Raw genomic sequence first — 16059 nt, 5'->3', positions numbered from 1 at the left:
AATTATCCATATTTACGTTTTTACGTTCAAAAGAGAACCTAGTAATAACAGCAACCGCAGTTATTTGGCTTCGGACAAATCTAACTTTGTTGAGAAATTAGTCCCAAGTCAAAATCAGGTAAATAATACACAAACTCACAACCAAATCAAAGAAGACTCAAAATTATGGCAATTATTAATGGAAGCATAACCCCTGCTGATGACAAAATTCTAGCTAATGGGGACAACGATAAAATCGATGCTCTGGCGGGTAACGATACAGTTAATGGTGGCGCGGGTAACGACACTTTAATAGGCAACTTTGGCAATGATTCTCTATTTGGGGGAGTTGGTAACGACTCCCTCGATGGTGGATTCAACAGAGATACCCTTGATGGTGGCGCGGGTAACGACACTCTCAACGGCGGCGATGACAATGACAGCCTTTCTGGTGGGACTGGAAACAATCGCCTTAATGGCGGTGCGGGTAAGGATATTCTCATCGCTCAAAATGGCAACTCTCCTAGTGTAGGTGATGTTGGCGATACCCTAATTGGTGGTGCAGATAATGACGAGCTGCGCGTTGAAGGAGCCTCAAATTATGTCTTGACTAATGATCGGCTGTTTGTCGGTAATTTAGTTCACCAGTTTTCTGAGGTTGAGCGTGTTAAGCTCACTGGTACTGCGGGTAATGACACGATTAATGCGTCTCAAGCTTTGTTATTAGATCGAACCGATCTCTTTGGCGGTGCAGGCAATGACACCATCATAGGTAGCCGTGGTCTTGACCAGATCAACGGTGGCGATGGGAATGACAGCATAGTAGGAGGAGCGGGATTTAACTTTCTCCGTGGCAATAATGGCAATGACACCCTTATCGGTGGCAATGACAATAATAATCTTAATGGGGGAGAAGGGAATGACTTCCTCCAAGGTGGAGCCGGGAGGGATAGTTTTTCTGATAGTGCCTTTGATGGAGCAGGCGATGACCAATACATCGGCGGAGCAGGTGAAGACTTCCTCTTCATACAGGGCGACAATAACTTTGAACTGTTCTCATTTGTCAATGACCCAAACAAAAGCCAACTCAAAGGTGGCAAGTTTGGCCCTGGGGCCAATCTAGATGATTCAGCCACAGGTACTGATACTCTGCAAAATATTGAAAGCGTCGAAATCCAAGGAGGCGCTAGCAATAATCGCATAGATGCCAGTCGTGCCAACCAAAACATTAGTCTATTTCTTAATGGTCGTGATGGCAGTGATATTCTGCTAGGTGGTAGCGGTAACGATCAACTATCCGGTGGACTTGACAACGATCGCCTTGATGGAAACGCTGGTAATGATCGCCTAATTGGTGATTCTGGCAATGATATTCTTGGTGGAGGCCAAGGTAATGATACCCTCTCAGGTGGTGGTAACTTTAATAGTGGAGAGATAGATATTTTAACAGGAGGGCTAGCATTTGGAGGGGTTCAATCTGCTGATACGTTCAGCCTAAACGACTCCTATCGGCAAGCTGGTAATGCTATTATCACAGATTTCTCTGTACTAGATGGTGACAAGATTGCTCTGCGGGGTTCTGCTAGCGATTACACTTTTGTACAGCAAAACTTCAATACTAACAATAGTATTGGTAGTGGTATTTTTTCAAATGACTCATCTATCTTAGATACGGTCATCTTCTTCGGTTCGCCCCTTTCCGGTGACATTATTGCTGTGGCTGAAGATGTCAGTATAAGTGCAATTACTTCTGGTGTCACATTTACTATCTAAGAAGTTGACTGGGATCGAGACAGTACCCTTGATAATCGAACTTTGACTTCTACATATAGTGTTAAATTATGGGGTATCGGACCCCATAATTTAACCGTGCTTACATCCTCACGCCACTTGCGGGATGAGGTTTTACGCACGATCAATAAAGTTAATCATTGCTATTTTTGAATTTACGTTGCAATTGTTTTAACGATTGATACATATCTGGCAGGCGACCATAAACAGCACATACCTTGAGATATAGTTTGTAAGGAAGGGCTGGAGTTCCGCAGACAACCTCTCCTGGTGCAACATCGCTGTGAATTCCAGTTTGAGCAGATGTCATCGCCCCATCTCCTATTTTCACTTGATTGACTATTCCTGTTTGTCCCGCTAAAATAACGCGATTTCCCAGTTTAACACCTCCCGCCATGCCAACCTGACCTGCGATCGCACAACCAGCACCAATTTGGCAGCCGTGACCTATTTGCACTAAGTTATCAATTACTGTATTGCGACCTACCCTTGTTTCTCCGACGGCTGGGCGGTCAATGCCACTGTTGCAACCAACTTCCACCCCATCTTCTAAGACAGTGTAGCCAGATTGTTCCATTTTGAACCAGCCAGTCCGGGTAGGAACAAAACCAAAGCCTTCTGCACCAATCACAGCACCACTGTGAATAACGCAATCTGCACCGATGCGGGTGCGTTCGTGGATGGTACAGTTGGCGTGTAAGGTGGTGCGATCGCCGATTTTGGCATCTGGATAAATTACCACATTGGGATGAATAATTGCACCATTGCCAATTTCTACCCCTTGTTGAATCACAGCATGAGGGCCAATATAGACATCACTACCAACTTTTGCAGTGGAGTGAATCACAGCAGTGGGATGAATTTCTGGGGTAGGGCGATATGGTTGATAAAAAAGTGCGATCGCTTTGGCAAACAACAGTCGCGGATCTGAGGTCGCTATCCAGACAATACCCCTCTCTTGTGCAACCATTTGTAATTTTTCGTCTTGGGGCAAAATTAAAGCACTAGCATCGGTCTTACCGACAAAAGACCCAAATTTTGCACCTTCTACGTAACTGATCGTACCGTTGCTAGCTTCATCAATGGCTGCTACCCCTGTAATTTCTGGGTCTTGGTCTGGGTTGTTAGTCAGGCTATGATTGGTGGCTGCGTCACCAAATTGACGGAGGATTTCGCTGAATTTCATTGTTGGGTGTGTTCAAAATTGATCTACAATTGCAAGATAATTTTCCCTCTTTATGATCATTTTATAGACGTGTAGCGGTGATGGAATTAGACCTTACCTAACTTCGCTTCAGGTCGAAATACTTCACTGACATTGTTCTGTTGATGGCTCTCGTCGTAAAAATGAGCTTATTTTCACTGATTTAAGAAGTTGGGGATCTGCTAGTAGAATAAGTTGAATATTTGATCAAAAGAGAACTAAGATAAAATTTCAAAGTTATCTTTTTGATAATAAATTTTCACGATAATCGTTATAGTAGTCTGCTACATTAATTTTGATGAGTTCGTAGTAAAAACTTTAGTCCTTTTTTTTTTAACACTAAAGTGCTTACTACGAAATTTTTTAAACTACCATAATCATTGTAGTGAAACTAGTCGCTAGTCGCCATTGCTAGCCCTGCTAAATACCCGGTTGTCCAAGCGCTTTGGAAGTTAAACCCACCGGTAACGCCATCAATATCTAAGATTTCTCCGGCAAAATAAAGACCAGGAACTAATCTACTTTCCATTGTCTTGAAGTTGACTTCTTTAAGGTTGACGCCGCCACAGGTAACAAATTCTTCTTTGAAAGCTCCTTTACCGTTGATTAAATATTGTCCCTGAGTAAGTTCTTGCACCAATTGATTTAAGGTTTTACTAGATATTTCTGCCCAACGGTCTTCTGTGGTGATGCCTGCACGAGCAATGATATATTGCCAGAGACGATGAGGGAGATCAACGCCGCGATGCAATGCGATCGCTTTCTTTCCCCATTCATCTTTAACTGCTAAAACTTTTTCTCGCACTTGTTCTTGTTGCAAATCAGGTAGCCAATTAATTAATAACTTGGCTTGATAGCGGCTTTCGTGGAGAAATCTTGCACCCCAAGCAGAAAGCTTCAAAACAGCCGGGCCACTCAAACCCCAGTGGGTAATTAACAATGGCCCAATTTGTTGTAATTGAGATTTTCCACCCGCAGATAACCGTAATTGGACACGATTAACACTAACTCCAGCCAATTCCCGCAGCTTTTGATCGACAATGTTGAAGGTAAATAACGAGGGTACTGGTGGTTCAATTTGATGACCTAACTCTCGAAGAATTTTATAACCCGCAAGGCTGCTGCCGGTTGCAAAAAGTAAGCGATCGCATTTAATCGTCTCTCCCGACTTCAGAAGGATATCAAAACCCCCATCTGCTAAGGTTCTCACTGAAGTTACATGTGTACCAATACGGAGTTTTACCCCAGATTTCGCCACCGCTTTAATCAGACATTCCACAATGGTTTCTGAAGTATTGGTGACAGGAAACATCCGGTTATCAGCTTCAGTTTTGAGATAGACTCCGTGAGTCGCAAACCAAGCTACTGTATCTTGAGGCCCAAACCGAGTCAAAGCACCCCGTAAAGCTTTTGCACCTCTGGGGTAATTTTGCACTAACTCCTCCGGCTCAAAGCAAGCATGAGTCACGTTGCAGCGTCCGCCACCAGAAATTAGCACTTTCGCTAGGGGTTGGCGACTAGCTTCGAGTAAAGTAACTTGGGCATCAGGATTTGCTTTAGCACAAGCGATCGCGCCAAAAAATCCTGCTGCCCCACCCCCAATAACTACAATTTGTAACGGTAACAATTTCAAAAATGTCTCTTTTACAGCACCTACTCTCTAGGCTAGCTGTTATCTTCACTCTTCATCAGGTTCGAAGTCTGATTTTTGGGCACCGCAAGTTGGACATGACCAATCTTCTGGGATATCTTCAAAGGCTGTTCCCGGTGCTATGTCGCTATCTGGATCTCCTTGTTCTGGGTCATATACGTAGCTGCAAACAGTACATTTATACTTTGTCATGTTCGTTTCTCTTAGTAAATTGTATTTCCTGCATCCTTATCGAAACCCCTAAATTTATTTATCGGGTTTACTTCCTGCCTCTTGACTGCACTCAGCCTTATATTACTTGCCAATTAAAAACGCCACCATGTCCTTTGGACGTAACTGATAATCCCGATCGCGATCGCCCCAAGTAACAATAGCCAAATTATTCCACCTGGAATAAAAGTAAGAATACCAAAGCCTCTGAGTACCCAAACGGCAACGCTAACGCCAAGAAGGATACCAAAAATCTGGATTAATCTACGATTTAAAGAAGATTGATTCACCTACTTTTCCTCCCAACTCAACAGACATTACAGTTGATATTGATAATTAAGATATGAAGTTCTCATGAAGTTGCAGTTTCATCAGAAATAATACGTGAAAGTTTAGAGAAACTATCCAAACATTGGGTTAAAGTGCTTGATATTCGGTCGTGTTTGTGCCATTCTAGCTGCTAACAACGCAGTTTTTCATCTATAAATATTGCTTTGATAAAATTTACTTAAGTGTTAATTGTATTAATTGTAATAAGAAACACAGTTTTTACAGTAAAGTAACTGAAATAATTAGCAAAAATCGCTGTTTCTGGAAAAGATAAGTATTAGACTGGAGCTAAAGTTTAATGGGTTGGATCTGAAGCCAAGTTTACAGCTTGTAGTTTCAACTTCATTTAGGTGGATGAGTTGAGGAGTAACTTAAATCATTATGTCTGCATCTTATATATCAGACTCAATTATTGCAGGTTCAGATATGGCTTGGAATCAAGACAAGCAAAAGTTGCTGGTACAGGGTGAAATTTTAGTAGAAACGCGATCGCACAAAAGCTGGGGCGGCGCGGTGACAGCCTGGATGTATTTGCCGATGGTGCGATCGCAAGTTTGGCAGCAATTAACTGATTACCCGCGCTGGGTGCAATATTTTCCCGACATCACTAAAAGCGAGATATCACACAAAGGTGAAGTCAAACGCCTGTATCAAGCAGCACAAAAAGCCTTTTTGTTTTTCACAGCTCAAGTTGAAATTTACCTCAACGTTGTAGAAGTGTTGGGGCAACAAATCCAATTCCGCATGGAAAAAGGGACTTTCGAGGATTTTAACGCCAATTTAGAACTCAAAGATTGCGGTAACGGTACAATGCTAGCTTATACTGTGCAAGCTACTCCTCTTATTCCAATTCCATCAATTTTCATTCAACAAGCAATGAATTTAGAGTTGCCTGCAAATATGCGTAAAATGCGACAAGTGATTTGTAAGGGTCAACGTAATTCGTAATTCGTAATTATACACCCTACTAATGTTTCACAAAAAAACGCCAAGACGCTCTTGCTTGACTTGGCGTTTTGGCGTGAGATGATCTTTAACGAACAGGCAAGGGGAAAGCACTTGTTGCAAGTTCTCACTCAAGTCACCTTGCCTCCCCTTGCTCCCTGCTCCCCTGCCTCTTTTTCAATTAGCTGGTAAATACCTCAGCAGGTAAGCGACTAAAAGAAAGACGCTCATTTTGCACATCTACAAAGATGGTGTTGCCGTCGGTGAATTCACCGCGCAAAATGGCTTTGGCAATTTGAGTTTCTAACTCTCGCTGAATCGCCCGCTTCAGTGGACGCGCCCCATAAACTGGGTCATATCCTACTTCTGCTAAAAAGTCAAGTGCAGTATCCGAGAGCTTGAGGGATATTTTGCGATCGCTCAATCTTTGCCGCAATCTTTCGACTTGCAGTAGCACAATATGCCGCAATTCTTTCTTATCTAAACCGTGGAAGATGATAATTTCGTCAATCCGGTTTAGGAACTCTGGACGGAAGCTATTCCGCATCGCCTCCATTACTCGACGACGCATTTCGTCGTAGTGGGCGTTATCTCCGGCGACATCAAGAATGTACTGCGAACCGATGTTGCTGGTCATGATGATAATAGCGTTTTTAAAGTCTACTTTATGACCTTGGGCATCAGTGACGCGACCATCATCAAGAATTTGCAAGAAGATATTAAATACATCGGGGTGTGCTTTCTCGATTTCGTCGAAAAGAATCACTGAATAAGGACGGCGACGAATCGCTTCTGTAAGTTGTCCGCCTTCTTCGTAACCTACATATCCTGGAGGCGCACCGATTAAACGAGAGACGGCGTGTTTCTCCATATACTCCGACATATCGATTCGCACCAGCGCATCTTCACTGTCGAACATATACGCCGCCAGCGCTTTCGCCAACTCAGTTTTACCCACACCTGTAGGCCCAAGGAAAATAAAGCTAGCAATGGGACGATTGGGATCAGCCAATCCAGCCCGCGATCGCTGAATTGCATCGGCTACAGCTGTAACTGCTTCTTCTTGTCCAACTACGCGGCGGTGCAGTTCATCTTCTAAATGGAGCAATTTTTCTTTCTCCGATTCCACCAACTTGCTAATGGGAATTCCTGTCCATTTAGAAATAATTTCGGCAATATCAGCTTCTGTGACTTCTTCCCGTAATAGTGATTTACCACTTCTTTGAGCGTTTGCCAATTCAGATTCTACTGTTTGCAATTGACGGTGCAAACTGGTTAAATTGCCGTATTTCAACTCAGCAGCACGGTTAAGGTCGTAGTCGCGTTCTGCTTGCTGAATCTCTAAATTGACCCGTTCAATCTCTTTTTTCACAGACTGAATTTTGTCAATAATGTCTTTTTCAGACTGCCATTGACTATTCAGGGTTCTTTGTTCTTCTTTGAGATCGGCAATTTCTTTTTCTAATTTTTCTAGACGTTCACGAGAAGCTGCATCACTTTCTTTTTTCAGCGAAAGCTTCTCCATTTCCAATTGCAGAATCTTGCGATCAATTTCGTCGAGTTCTTCAGGTTTGGAGGTAATCTCCATTTTTAATCTAGCGGCGGCTTCATCCACTAAGTCAATGGCTTTATCAGGGAGGAAGCGATCGCTAATATAACGACTCGACAATACGGCTGCTGCAACTAAAGCACTATCAGAAATTTTCACCCCGTGGTGGTTTTCATAACGTTCTCTCAACCCGCGTAGAATCGAAATGCTATCTTCTACACTGGGCTGATCGACATAAACTTGCTGGAAGCGTCTTTCTAGTGCCGCATCTTTTTCGATATGTTTGCGGTATTCATCTAGAGTTGTCGCCCCAATACAGCGCAATTCGCCCCGCGCCAACATCGGTTTTAATAAGTTACCAGCATCCATCGCGCCTTGGGTTGCACCAGCGCCGACAACGGTGTGAATTTCATCAATAAATAAAACAATATTGCCGCCAGATTCAGTAACTTCTTTCAATACTGCTTTCAGGCGTTCTTCAAATTCACCCCGGAATTTGGCCCCTGCAATCAAAGCACCCATATCTAAAGAAATCAGCTTGCGGTCTTTGAGGGATTGGGGTACATCACCTGCAATAATGCGTTGTGCTAATCCTTCGGCGATCGCAGTTTTACCAACACCTGGTTCACCAATTAGCACAGGATTATTTTTGGTGCGGCGAGAGAGAATTTGCACAGTCCGACGAATCTCATCATCTCGCCCAATTACTGGGTCAAGTTGGCCTTTACGGGCAGCTTCTGTAAGGTCACGCCCGTATTTTTCCAGTGCTTCATATTTGCCTTCTGGATTTTGATCGGTCACTTTTTGGCTCCCTCGAACTTGTTTAATAATATTTTTTAGCTTGCCTTCGTCTAAACCAAACTCTTGGAATAAAGCTTTGCCAAAGCGGTCATCTTTAGCGTAAGCCAGCAATAAGTGTTCAATTGAAATATATTCGTCTTGAAACTCTTTGCGATATCCGTCTGCCCGATCTAGAAGTGTATCCAAGCTACGTCCCAAGTAGACAGAACTGCTAGTACCAGATACTTTCGGCTGACGTTGAAAAAATTGTTCAGTGCGATCGCGCAGTTTTTGGAGGTTAACACCCGCCTTAGTGAGAATCCCAGTTGCTAGACCATCTTGTTCTAGCAGCGCTTTCATCAGGTGTTCACTTTCAATTTGCTGTTGTTGATATTGTTTAACAATATCTGGGGTATGGGCGATCGCTTCCCAGGCTTTTTCTGTAAATTGGTTAGGATTAGTAGGTTGCATAGGCTTTTTCAAGAAGGTAGAGGCGCAGCAGCTTGTTGCAGGCTACCGCCAGAACACCAAGTAAATACAATTTCTATTCTTAATAGATATTGTATGAACAGCAGAGCGATCGCCTAGATCGGTGTTCACGTCTTGTAAAAGTCGTATTTTCCCGTAGTTGCGATTTCCATGTGCAATTTTTGTTCATTGCACAACAAACAGAGCAACTTACGGAATAAAAATTCGACGTGTCCCCATGTAATTCTCAATATAATAAAGTACAATTTCAAGTAGGCGATTAACACAGAGATCCCGGTAGTCAGGATCATTCAAAACTCGATTAGCGTCTCCAATTGTGACAACCGGAAACGAATTCGGCGTGTTTTCTTCCTGCAATACTTGCTCTAGAGAATACTTTCCTTTCATTCTGCGATTCGCAGTGAGTAGGAGCATTTGATTTGCTTGAGCAAATCTCCACACAACTCTGTCGCTGCTATTAACTGATAGTGACATCTCTTCGAGAAGAACAAAGCGGATTGAAAACAAATCTTGCTAACCTTGATTTGTGATACTGCCTGACAGAAGCAGTGCGTGTCCTTCAAGATTATGATCGACGAGAAAAATCATGTCTGGGGTTCAAGTTGGGCTCTAAGTCTGGCTTTCTGCGCCTGAAGTTTTTTCCAAGCTGCTTCTCGTCCTGGTGGTGGCGGCATTTTGGCCATTTTCTCAACCAACTCACGATTCTGTTCTTCGTAGTACTGCCGCAGCTCTTCGGCTTCCTTGAGAACGAGTTGATACTCTGCTTCAACCTCTTGACGATGCGTCTCAATGTAAGACAGAGCGGCATTAATTTGCTCATCCGTCAAGTTAAGCATGGCAAGAATTAGTCATGGATCAAGTTAAAAAAAACGTCTAGAAGCAAGGGGTTGGAAGGTTGGTACAGTTTCAGAATTTTTGGAACTAACGCCAGAAGAAAATGCTCTGATTGGAATTAAACTAGCACTCAGCTGGAGTTTAAAAGCACGACGACAAAAAGTAATGACACAAGTTGAATTAGCCAAGAGAATTCACTCAAGTCAACCACGTGTTGCTAAGGCAGAAAATGGTGATGCTTCAGTTTCAATTGAACTGTTGATACGTGCGATGCTGGCAACAGGTGCAACCCTTTAAGAAATTGGCAAGCTTATTGCCGAAGCTGGCTGAACCTCACCATAAATCTCAATGCGTAAGTAAGTTTAAAGTTCTTCTACCTTGCCTTCACTATTCTCCTCCTGCCCCCACACAGAGTTACTATAATCCCAGGTCGCCTAGTGGATGCTGAAAATGATTGACCCCTACGACTTTGAAGATGATGACTTTGATTTTGAGGATGAGGATTTCTTGAACATAAAACCCATCAGCCAAATGACTGAAGGGGAAAAGCTACAGAGGTTTAAGCGGTTCTTCGACAGCAGCAGCCGTGCGATGTTGCAAGACTGTCTATTTCGCATCGTCAATTACGAAGATGGTACAGGAACGTTAGAGATTCTTTGCCCTAATGAAGTCGTAAGACAACGCCTTTCCAAGAAAAAGCGTAAAATTACCAACAACATCAACACCTGCTGGAGTCATATCAGATGGTTTTCACTATGTGTCCAGCAAGATAGTGAGTTGGATTGTCAAAAGTTTACCCGTAACGGTGATTTGCTGACATATTAGCTGGGGATTGGGGGCAAGAGAAGAACCCATACCTATTAACAAATGACACATGACAAATGACAAATGACTAAAAAACAAAAATTTCCTTACTTAGTTGGTTCTAAGTGGACGGCACAGCAAAAAGTTGATGGCTGGCGGCACTTCCAAGTTGTCAATCGGAAAAATCAGGCTAACTGGGTTTATGCCGAAATGGTTGCTGCTTGTGATCCGAAAGTCCGTTTTTGGATAAATGCCAAATTATTACAAGATAATTCCCAGTGGCAAGCTGGCTGGCAAACATTACAGGAAATCCACGGAGTTGAAACTGAGGTGTCTTAATTAGTCTTGTTCCCAGTCTCTGGATGGGAATGCCCATTAAGAGGGCTATCACCTCCTAAATTTGGTAAATTAATAAATTTTTACAAATACTGACTAACTTACTCTCAAGCAGCAATTAAATGGTTGTGACTACAGACTGAAAACTGGCAATTTATCTGCGATACCTTCTCTACAAGACGCTACGCGTAGCTTGCTTCCACTAAGTGGTAGGGTGAGCTACGCTAACGCAAATTACAGTAGTATTTCCAGCATAAGGCTGCATATACCTCTCTTTACCCTTCACCCAGCGCCCTAATGCCTTGAAAACACGTTGTCCGACCATCAGCTAATTCGATGAAAAGCATTCAAAAAAGCCGATTTCAGTTTTTTGTTTTTTGTAACTCTTTTTATAAAAATAAGTAATAAAAATTGTTTATTTATGGTTTTTAGAGCTAATAAAGCCCTTAAAGCTTATAAAAATCCAAATAGATATAATTGTGATTTAATTCATCGGATAAGAGCGTTTTCCAAATTAAGAGCCACTTTCTTTTCTAGGTAATTTGCCCAATAATGACATTCACAGACCTCACGCATCGCCATCTCAGGAAAGGTGAAGGCAAATGTTTGAGCCACAAGTTTGACAAGTAGCTATAAGAGGCAAATAAAAGTGAAACTAGCAGTCTACGGAAAAGGTGGTATCGGTAAATCCACAACTAGCTGTAACATATCAGTCGCCCTAGCTAAACGTGGCAAGAAAGTGCTGCAAATTGGTTGCGACCCCAAACATGACAGTACCTTTACCCTGACTGGGTTTTTGATTCCCACAATTATCGACACCCTTCAAGAAAAGGACTATCACTACGAAGATGTCTGGCCGGAAGATGTGATTTATAAAGGCTACGGCGGTGTTGATTGCGTAGAAGCTGGTGGCCCACCTGCGGGTGCTGGGTGCGGTGGATACGTAGTCGGTGAAACCGTAAAATTACTTAAAGAACTGAACGCCTTTGATGAATACGATGTAATTCTCTTTGACGTTCTGGGTGACGTAGTTTGCGGTGGTTTTGCAGCACCACTCAACTATGCAGATTACTGCCTGATCGTTACAGACAATGGCTTTGATGCTTTATTTGCTGCCAATCGGATCGCTGCTTCAGTGCGCGAAAAAGCAAGAACTCACCCACTGCGTTTAGCTGGGTTAATTGGCAACCGCACCTCCAAACGCGACTTGATTGAAAAATATATAGAAGCTGTGCCCATGCCAGTTCTAGAGGTTTTACCTTTAATTGAAGATATCCGTGTTTCCCGTGTGAAAGGGAAAACTTTGTTTGAGATGGCAGAGCAAGATCCTTCCCTAGACTACGTTTGCGACTACTACCTCAACATCGCTGACCAAATTCTGGCGCGTCCCGAAGGTGTTGTACCTAACGACACACCAGATCGGGAGCTGTTCGCTTTGTTATCCGATTTTTATCTAAATCCGGGAAAACCCCAGGTTCCTAATTCAGAAGAGGAACTAGACTTGATGATTGTATAAATCACCAAGTTCTCAGGATGGGGGACAATAACATGGCATTCTTTCACAGCTTTACGGATTCAATAAAGCAAAAGTGGTTGCAATTTTTCCAGAGTAATCGAGACTGGATTACCCTACACATGGAAGTGGAGTCAGTGTACACCCCTGATGGCGGGAAGCGACCACCTTCTTACCTCATCCTGGGAGTTCTTAACGCCCTAGAGCCAAAACTAGCGCAGTTAATGTTGCCCTTTGCCAAACTTAATCCTGATGCCGATACCCTGATTGAAGTGCTGGATTTGCATTTTGACCCAGATTTAGTTCTCGGTAATCGCTTTGTTGGCAACCCAGAAGTAGAGAGATTCATAGAAGAAGCAGCGGCTGTCATCGACGAAAAGCCTGAAGAAGAAACATTGGCACATCCTCATACAAATGGCTTTGCGGCGGTGGCGGTAGTTCAGGAGTTCACAATAGTGGATTCTGACGCTCCAAGCCTGGAAATCAGCGAGTTAGAGGAAACCGAAGATGCCTTTGGCGATATTTCCTTAACCAACGGGCAAGACTCAAAAGATCAGTCTCTGGAAACCTCTAGTTTAGAAGCAGATGAGTTTGGGGAAATTGCCTTCGATACAGATGCAACAGCTGTAATGGAAATAAAGCTGGATGAAGACGAGGGGCTTGAAGATAGTCCACTAGACGAAAATGCGTTTAAAGACGTGTTGTCAGATGTCTGGGGTGATGAAACAGCTTTGCAAAAGGCTGAAGAAAGTAACGATTTTTTAGGGGAAGAACTGCCAGCAGGCGTTTTTGATGAATCAGAAATTGCCCGTCTCTTCCCCAACGCTTAATTATTGCCGTTCCTCGCAACTTTAAGTTTTAGATTTGGGATTTTGGGTTAGGAATTAGGGAAATTGTCGTTAGACAAAGGATACTTTTGTTGTCCCAGTCTTTAATCCAAAATTGTCAATTTAAAATCTAAAATTGGTTGACCTGCCATTAAATATCAAGGGGAGAAAAAACCAAAATGACTGTCGCTCAACAACCAGAAGCTTTAAGCTTTGAATGTGAAACTGGAAATTACCATACCTTTTGCCCAATTAGCTGCGTGGCGTGGTTATATCAAAAAATTGAAGATAGCTTCTTTTTGGTGATTGGGACAAAAACTTGTGGCTACTTCCTGCAAAATGCGATGGGGGTGATGATTTTTGCTGAACCCCGCTATGCAATGGCAGAGTTGGAAGAGGGCGATATTTCGGCACAACTGAGTGATTATGAAGAGTTAAAGCGGTTGTGCTTGCAAATTAAACGCGATCGCAATCCTAGTGTAATTGTCTGGATTGGCACTTGCACCACGGAAATTATCAAAACAGATTTGGAAGGTTTAGCACCGAAACTAGAATCCGAAATCGGGATTCCCATCGTTGTAGCGCGGGCAAATGGTCTAGATTACGCCTTTACCCAAGGGGAAGACACCGTATTAGCTGCTATGGCTAACCGTTGTCCTGATAAGGCTCCGGTGGCGGAAACAGAGAAAAGTGAACGTAATGCGATCGCTAAATTGCTCAACTTCGGTAAAAAGAAAGAAGATGTCGCCCAAGATGAATCTGAGTACGTGGATCATCCACCCTTAGTTCTCTTTGGCTCCCTTCCAGACCCCGTAGTTACTCAGTTAACTTTGGAACTGAAGAAACAAGGCATCAAAGTTTCCGGCTGGCTACCCGCGAAGCGCTTCACTGAACTGCCAGTACTGGAAGAAGGGTATTATGTCGCTGGTGTCAACCCCTTCCTCAGCCGCACAGCTACCACCTTAATGCGCCGCCGTAAGTGTAAACTCATTGGCGCACCCTTCCCCATTGGCCCCGATGGTACTCGCGCTTGGATTGAGAAAATCTGCTCGGTGTTCGGTATTACTCCCAAGGGTTTGGATGAACGGGAAGCACAAATTTGGGCAGGTTTGGAAGATTACGTGAAACTGATTCGCGGTAAGTCTGTATTCTTCATGGGTGATAACTTGCTGGAAGTTTCCCAAGCAAGATTCTTAATCCGTTGTGGGATGACTGTTCACGAAATCGGCATTCCCTACATGGATAAGCGCTATCAAGCTGCTGAGTTGGCATTGCTGGAGAAAACTTGCCAGGAAATGAATTCACCCCTGCCAAGAATTGTGGAGAAGCCAGATAATTACAATCAACTTCAACGAATTTATGAGTTGAAACCAGACTTGGTAATTACTGGTATGGCTCACGCTAATCCGTTGGAAGCACGGGGTATTAATACAAAGTGGTCTGTAGAGTTCACTTTTGCTCAAATTCACGGCTTTACGAATGCGCGTGACATGTTAGAGTTGGTGACTCGTCCGCTACGTCGGAATAATAATTTGAAAGATTTGGGTTGGGATAAGTTGGTGAGAGAAGAAGGGAAGATTTAGATTTGGGTTTGGATTGAGCAACAGCATAATACTATGTTGGGGGCGAACTTTTGGGTTCGTCCTTTTTTTTTACGTAGACGCAAAGCGGCTTGCCGCAGGCTACCGCAGAGGCGCGGAGAACACAGAGAAACAGGATAAATGGGGATAATCAAAAATGCTAAAATGATTAAAAAAGCTAACAAGTTTCTATTCCCTAACTCCAGAACTCACCATGACTCAAAAAACCTATCAACTCCCCCTAAGCTTCGAGCAAATTCTTAATCTTGTCCTACAACTTCCCGCACAAGAACAAGAACAACTTATTCAAGAAATAAAGAAAACTTCCTCAAATAATAAAGATGAAGATTTACTTAGTGTTTTTGACAGAATCGGCAGAAATGCTCAAGCCAAAGGATTAACCGAAGAAACTCTAGAAGAATTACTCGCCGATGAATCATAAACTAATTGTCATTTACACAAATGTTTTACTTAGTGCTGCTCTAAGTCCTAATGGAGCAGCCCGTAAAGCCATAGATAAAGTCTATAAAGAATTCAAAACTGCTCAAAGCGATGAAACTTATCAAGAATTAAACACACGAATTTACAAACGTAAGTTCGATAAATATATCTCAGATGAAGACCGACAAGATTTTTTGGACATAGTTAAAAAGTATAGTCAATTTATACAAATAAAATCTCAAATAAACACCTGTAGAGATCCAGATGAAAACAAATTTTTATAACTTGCTAAAGATGCAAATGCAGAAGTTTTAATCACAGGAGATCAAGACCTTTTATCACTCGAGACCCTAGCCGAATATCAAAACCAGATTATTACTCCCAGAGACTTTATTGACCTTGATTAATTCATCTTTAATCCTGTAATTAGTTCAGATGGAGGGCTGTAACTCTAAAGAGACTTGTCCGAAAACTCCAAAGCCAGACTGTTCAAAGCTTTGAGAGCAAGCTTTGATATCTTCGTGAAAACGTAATCATAAAGCTTTGAGATAGTTACTGATAGTTTAGAGCCATAAATAATACTCCCTAGTTATCTAAGTTAGCATTACTATTAATAGTAATTAATTTGGTAAAACTAAACTACCAATTCTTAGCCTTACTAACCCACAAACTGTTAAGATAATCTGTTCATAGGTATCAATCCTTAAGCGAAATCTTTGCGAGGCTATGCGAAATATTTTCAGCAATCGGATCAAATGCTCAATAAATATGCGATTACTAGATAAACCCTTATTTT

The 16059-nt window shown here is 42.6% G+C and carries 17 protein-coding genes and 1 pseudogene; 10 read left to right on the top strand and 8 right to left on the bottom strand.

The features are described from left to right. Positions 1–165: 165 nt before the first annotated feature. Positions 166–1752: a calcium-binding protein gene (locus H6G97_RS15055; RefSeq protein ID WP_190941483.1), complete on the top strand. Its 1587-nt coding sequence runs from the start codon at positions 166–168 to the stop codon at positions 1750–1752. 151 nt (positions 1753–1903) lie between these two features. On the opposite strand, the gene lpxD is transcribed toward H6G97_RS15055, so the two are convergent. The 4 genes from lpxD to H6G97_RS15035 all read right to left on the bottom strand — a co-directional run bounded on the left by lpxD (position 1904) and on the right by H6G97_RS15035 (position 5125). Beyond that, positions 1904–2956 carry a UDP-3-O-(3-hydroxymyristoyl)glucosamine N-acyltransferase gene (gene lpxD, locus H6G97_RS15050; protein ID WP_190941481.1) on the bottom strand — a complete coding sequence of 351 codons (1053 nt, stop codon included), beginning with the start codon at positions 2954–2956 and terminating at the stop codon, positions 1904–1906. 409 nt (positions 2957–3365) lie between these two features. Further along, positions 3366–4601 (bottom strand): BaiN/RdsA family NAD(P)/FAD-dependent oxidoreductase, encoded by a 1236-nt coding sequence (locus H6G97_RS15045; protein ID WP_190941603.1) that lies wholly within the window; start codon positions 4599–4601, stop codon positions 3366–3368. A 51-nt stretch (positions 4602–4652) separates the two neighbouring features. Then, the gene (gene rd / locus H6G97_RS15040) at positions 4653–4817 is read right to left on the bottom strand and encodes a rubredoxin (RefSeq protein ID WP_190941479.1); all 165 of its coding nucleotides are present in this window, start codon (positions 4815–4817) and stop codon (positions 4653–4655) included. A gap of 113 nt (positions 4818–4930) precedes the next feature. Beyond that, complete coding sequence (locus H6G97_RS15035; protein ID WP_190941477.1) at positions 4931–5125, bottom strand: hypothetical protein; 195 nt, start codon at positions 5123–5125, stop codon at positions 4931–4933. Positions 5126–5546: 421 nt separating this feature from the next. Here H6G97_RS15035 and H6G97_RS15030 point away from each other — a divergent pair, with 421 nt between their 5' ends. Then, positions 5547–6113, top strand: a complete 567-nt coding sequence (locus tag H6G97_RS15030; RefSeq protein WP_190941475.1) for an SRPBCC family protein — start codon at positions 5547–5549, stop codon at positions 6111–6113. Between the two features lie 178 nt (positions 6114–6291). Here H6G97_RS15030 and clpB read toward each other — a convergent pair whose 3' ends face one another. The 3 genes and pseudogenes from clpB to H6G97_RS15015 all read right to left on the bottom strand — a co-directional run bounded on the left by clpB (position 6292) and on the right by H6G97_RS15015 (position 9764). After that, entirely contained in the window at positions 6292–8910 is a 2619-nt protein-coding gene (gene clpB, locus H6G97_RS15025; RefSeq protein WP_190941473.1) for an ATP-dependent chaperone ClpB, read from the bottom strand. A gap of 207 nt (positions 8911–9117) precedes the next feature. Next, positions 9118–9516, bottom strand: a pseudogene (locus H6G97_RS15020) (ACP S-malonyltransferase). Then, positions 9513–9764, bottom strand: coding sequence for a hypothetical protein (locus tag H6G97_RS15015; RefSeq protein ID WP_190941471.1), 252 nt, complete (start codon positions 9762–9764; stop codon positions 9513–9515). Before H6G97_RS15015 ends, H6G97_RS15020 begins: the two are co-directional and overlap by 4 nt. Before the next feature lie 79 nt (positions 9765–9843). Between H6G97_RS15015 and H6G97_RS15010 the strand changes: the two genes are divergently transcribed. The 8 genes from H6G97_RS15010 to H6G97_RS14975 all read left to right on the top strand — a co-directional run bounded on the left by H6G97_RS15010 (position 9844) and on the right by H6G97_RS14975 (position 15547). Next, positions 9844–10059: a helix-turn-helix domain-containing protein gene (locus H6G97_RS15010; protein WP_190941469.1), complete on the top strand. Its 216-nt coding sequence runs from the start codon at positions 9844–9846 to the stop codon at positions 10057–10059. 153 nt (positions 10060–10212) lie between these two features. Further along, positions 10213–10587 (top strand): hypothetical protein, encoded by a 375-nt coding sequence (locus H6G97_RS15005; RefSeq protein ID WP_190941467.1) that lies wholly within the window; start codon positions 10213–10215, stop codon positions 10585–10587. A 63-nt stretch (positions 10588–10650) separates the two neighbouring features. Then, positions 10651–10905, top strand: a complete 255-nt coding sequence (locus H6G97_RS15000; protein ID WP_190941465.1) for a TIGR02450 family Trp-rich protein — start codon at positions 10651–10653, stop codon at positions 10903–10905. Between the two features lie 646 nt (positions 10906–11551). Further along, positions 11552–12418: a ferredoxin:protochlorophyllide reductase (ATP-dependent) iron-sulfur ATP-binding protein gene (gene bchL, locus H6G97_RS14995; RefSeq protein WP_069070723.1), complete on the top strand. Its 867-nt coding sequence runs from the start codon at positions 11552–11554 to the stop codon at positions 12416–12418. 32 nt (positions 12419–12450) lie between these two features. Then, on the top strand, positions 12451–13245 hold the full coding sequence (locus H6G97_RS14990) for a DUF5331 domain-containing protein (protein WP_190941463.1): 795 nt from the start codon (positions 12451–12453) through the stop codon (positions 13243–13245). A gap of 176 nt (positions 13246–13421) precedes the next feature. Next, a complete protein-coding gene (locus H6G97_RS14985) occupies positions 13422–14825 on the top strand; it encodes a ferredoxin:protochlorophyllide reductase (ATP-dependent) subunit N (protein ID WP_190941461.1) in 1404 nt (467 codons plus the stop codon). 211 nt (positions 14826–15036) lie between these two features. Next, positions 15037–15264: a hypothetical protein gene (locus tag H6G97_RS14980; protein ID WP_190941459.1), complete on the top strand. Its 228-nt coding sequence runs from the start codon at positions 15037–15039 to the stop codon at positions 15262–15264. Then, complete coding sequence (locus H6G97_RS14975) at positions 15254–15547, top strand: putative toxin-antitoxin system toxin component, PIN family (RefSeq protein WP_199349384.1); 294 nt, start codon at positions 15254–15256, stop codon at positions 15545–15547. The genes H6G97_RS14980 and H6G97_RS14975 overlap by 11 nt, the downstream gene beginning before the upstream one ends. 336 nt (positions 15548–15883) lie before the next feature. Here the strand turns inward: H6G97_RS14975 and H6G97_RS14970 are convergent. Next, positions 15884–16059: transposase family protein (locus H6G97_RS14970; RefSeq protein ID WP_277883296.1), on the bottom strand; the 176-nt coding region annotated here is incomplete at its 5' end.

The organism is Nostoc flagelliforme FACHB-838 (genome assembly GCF_014698065.1).
Classification (GTDB): domain Bacteria; phylum Cyanobacteriota; class Cyanobacteriia; order Cyanobacteriales; family Nostocaceae; genus Nostoc; species Nostoc flagelliforme_B.
This window is presented reverse-complemented; position numbering and strand designations above follow the sequence as displayed.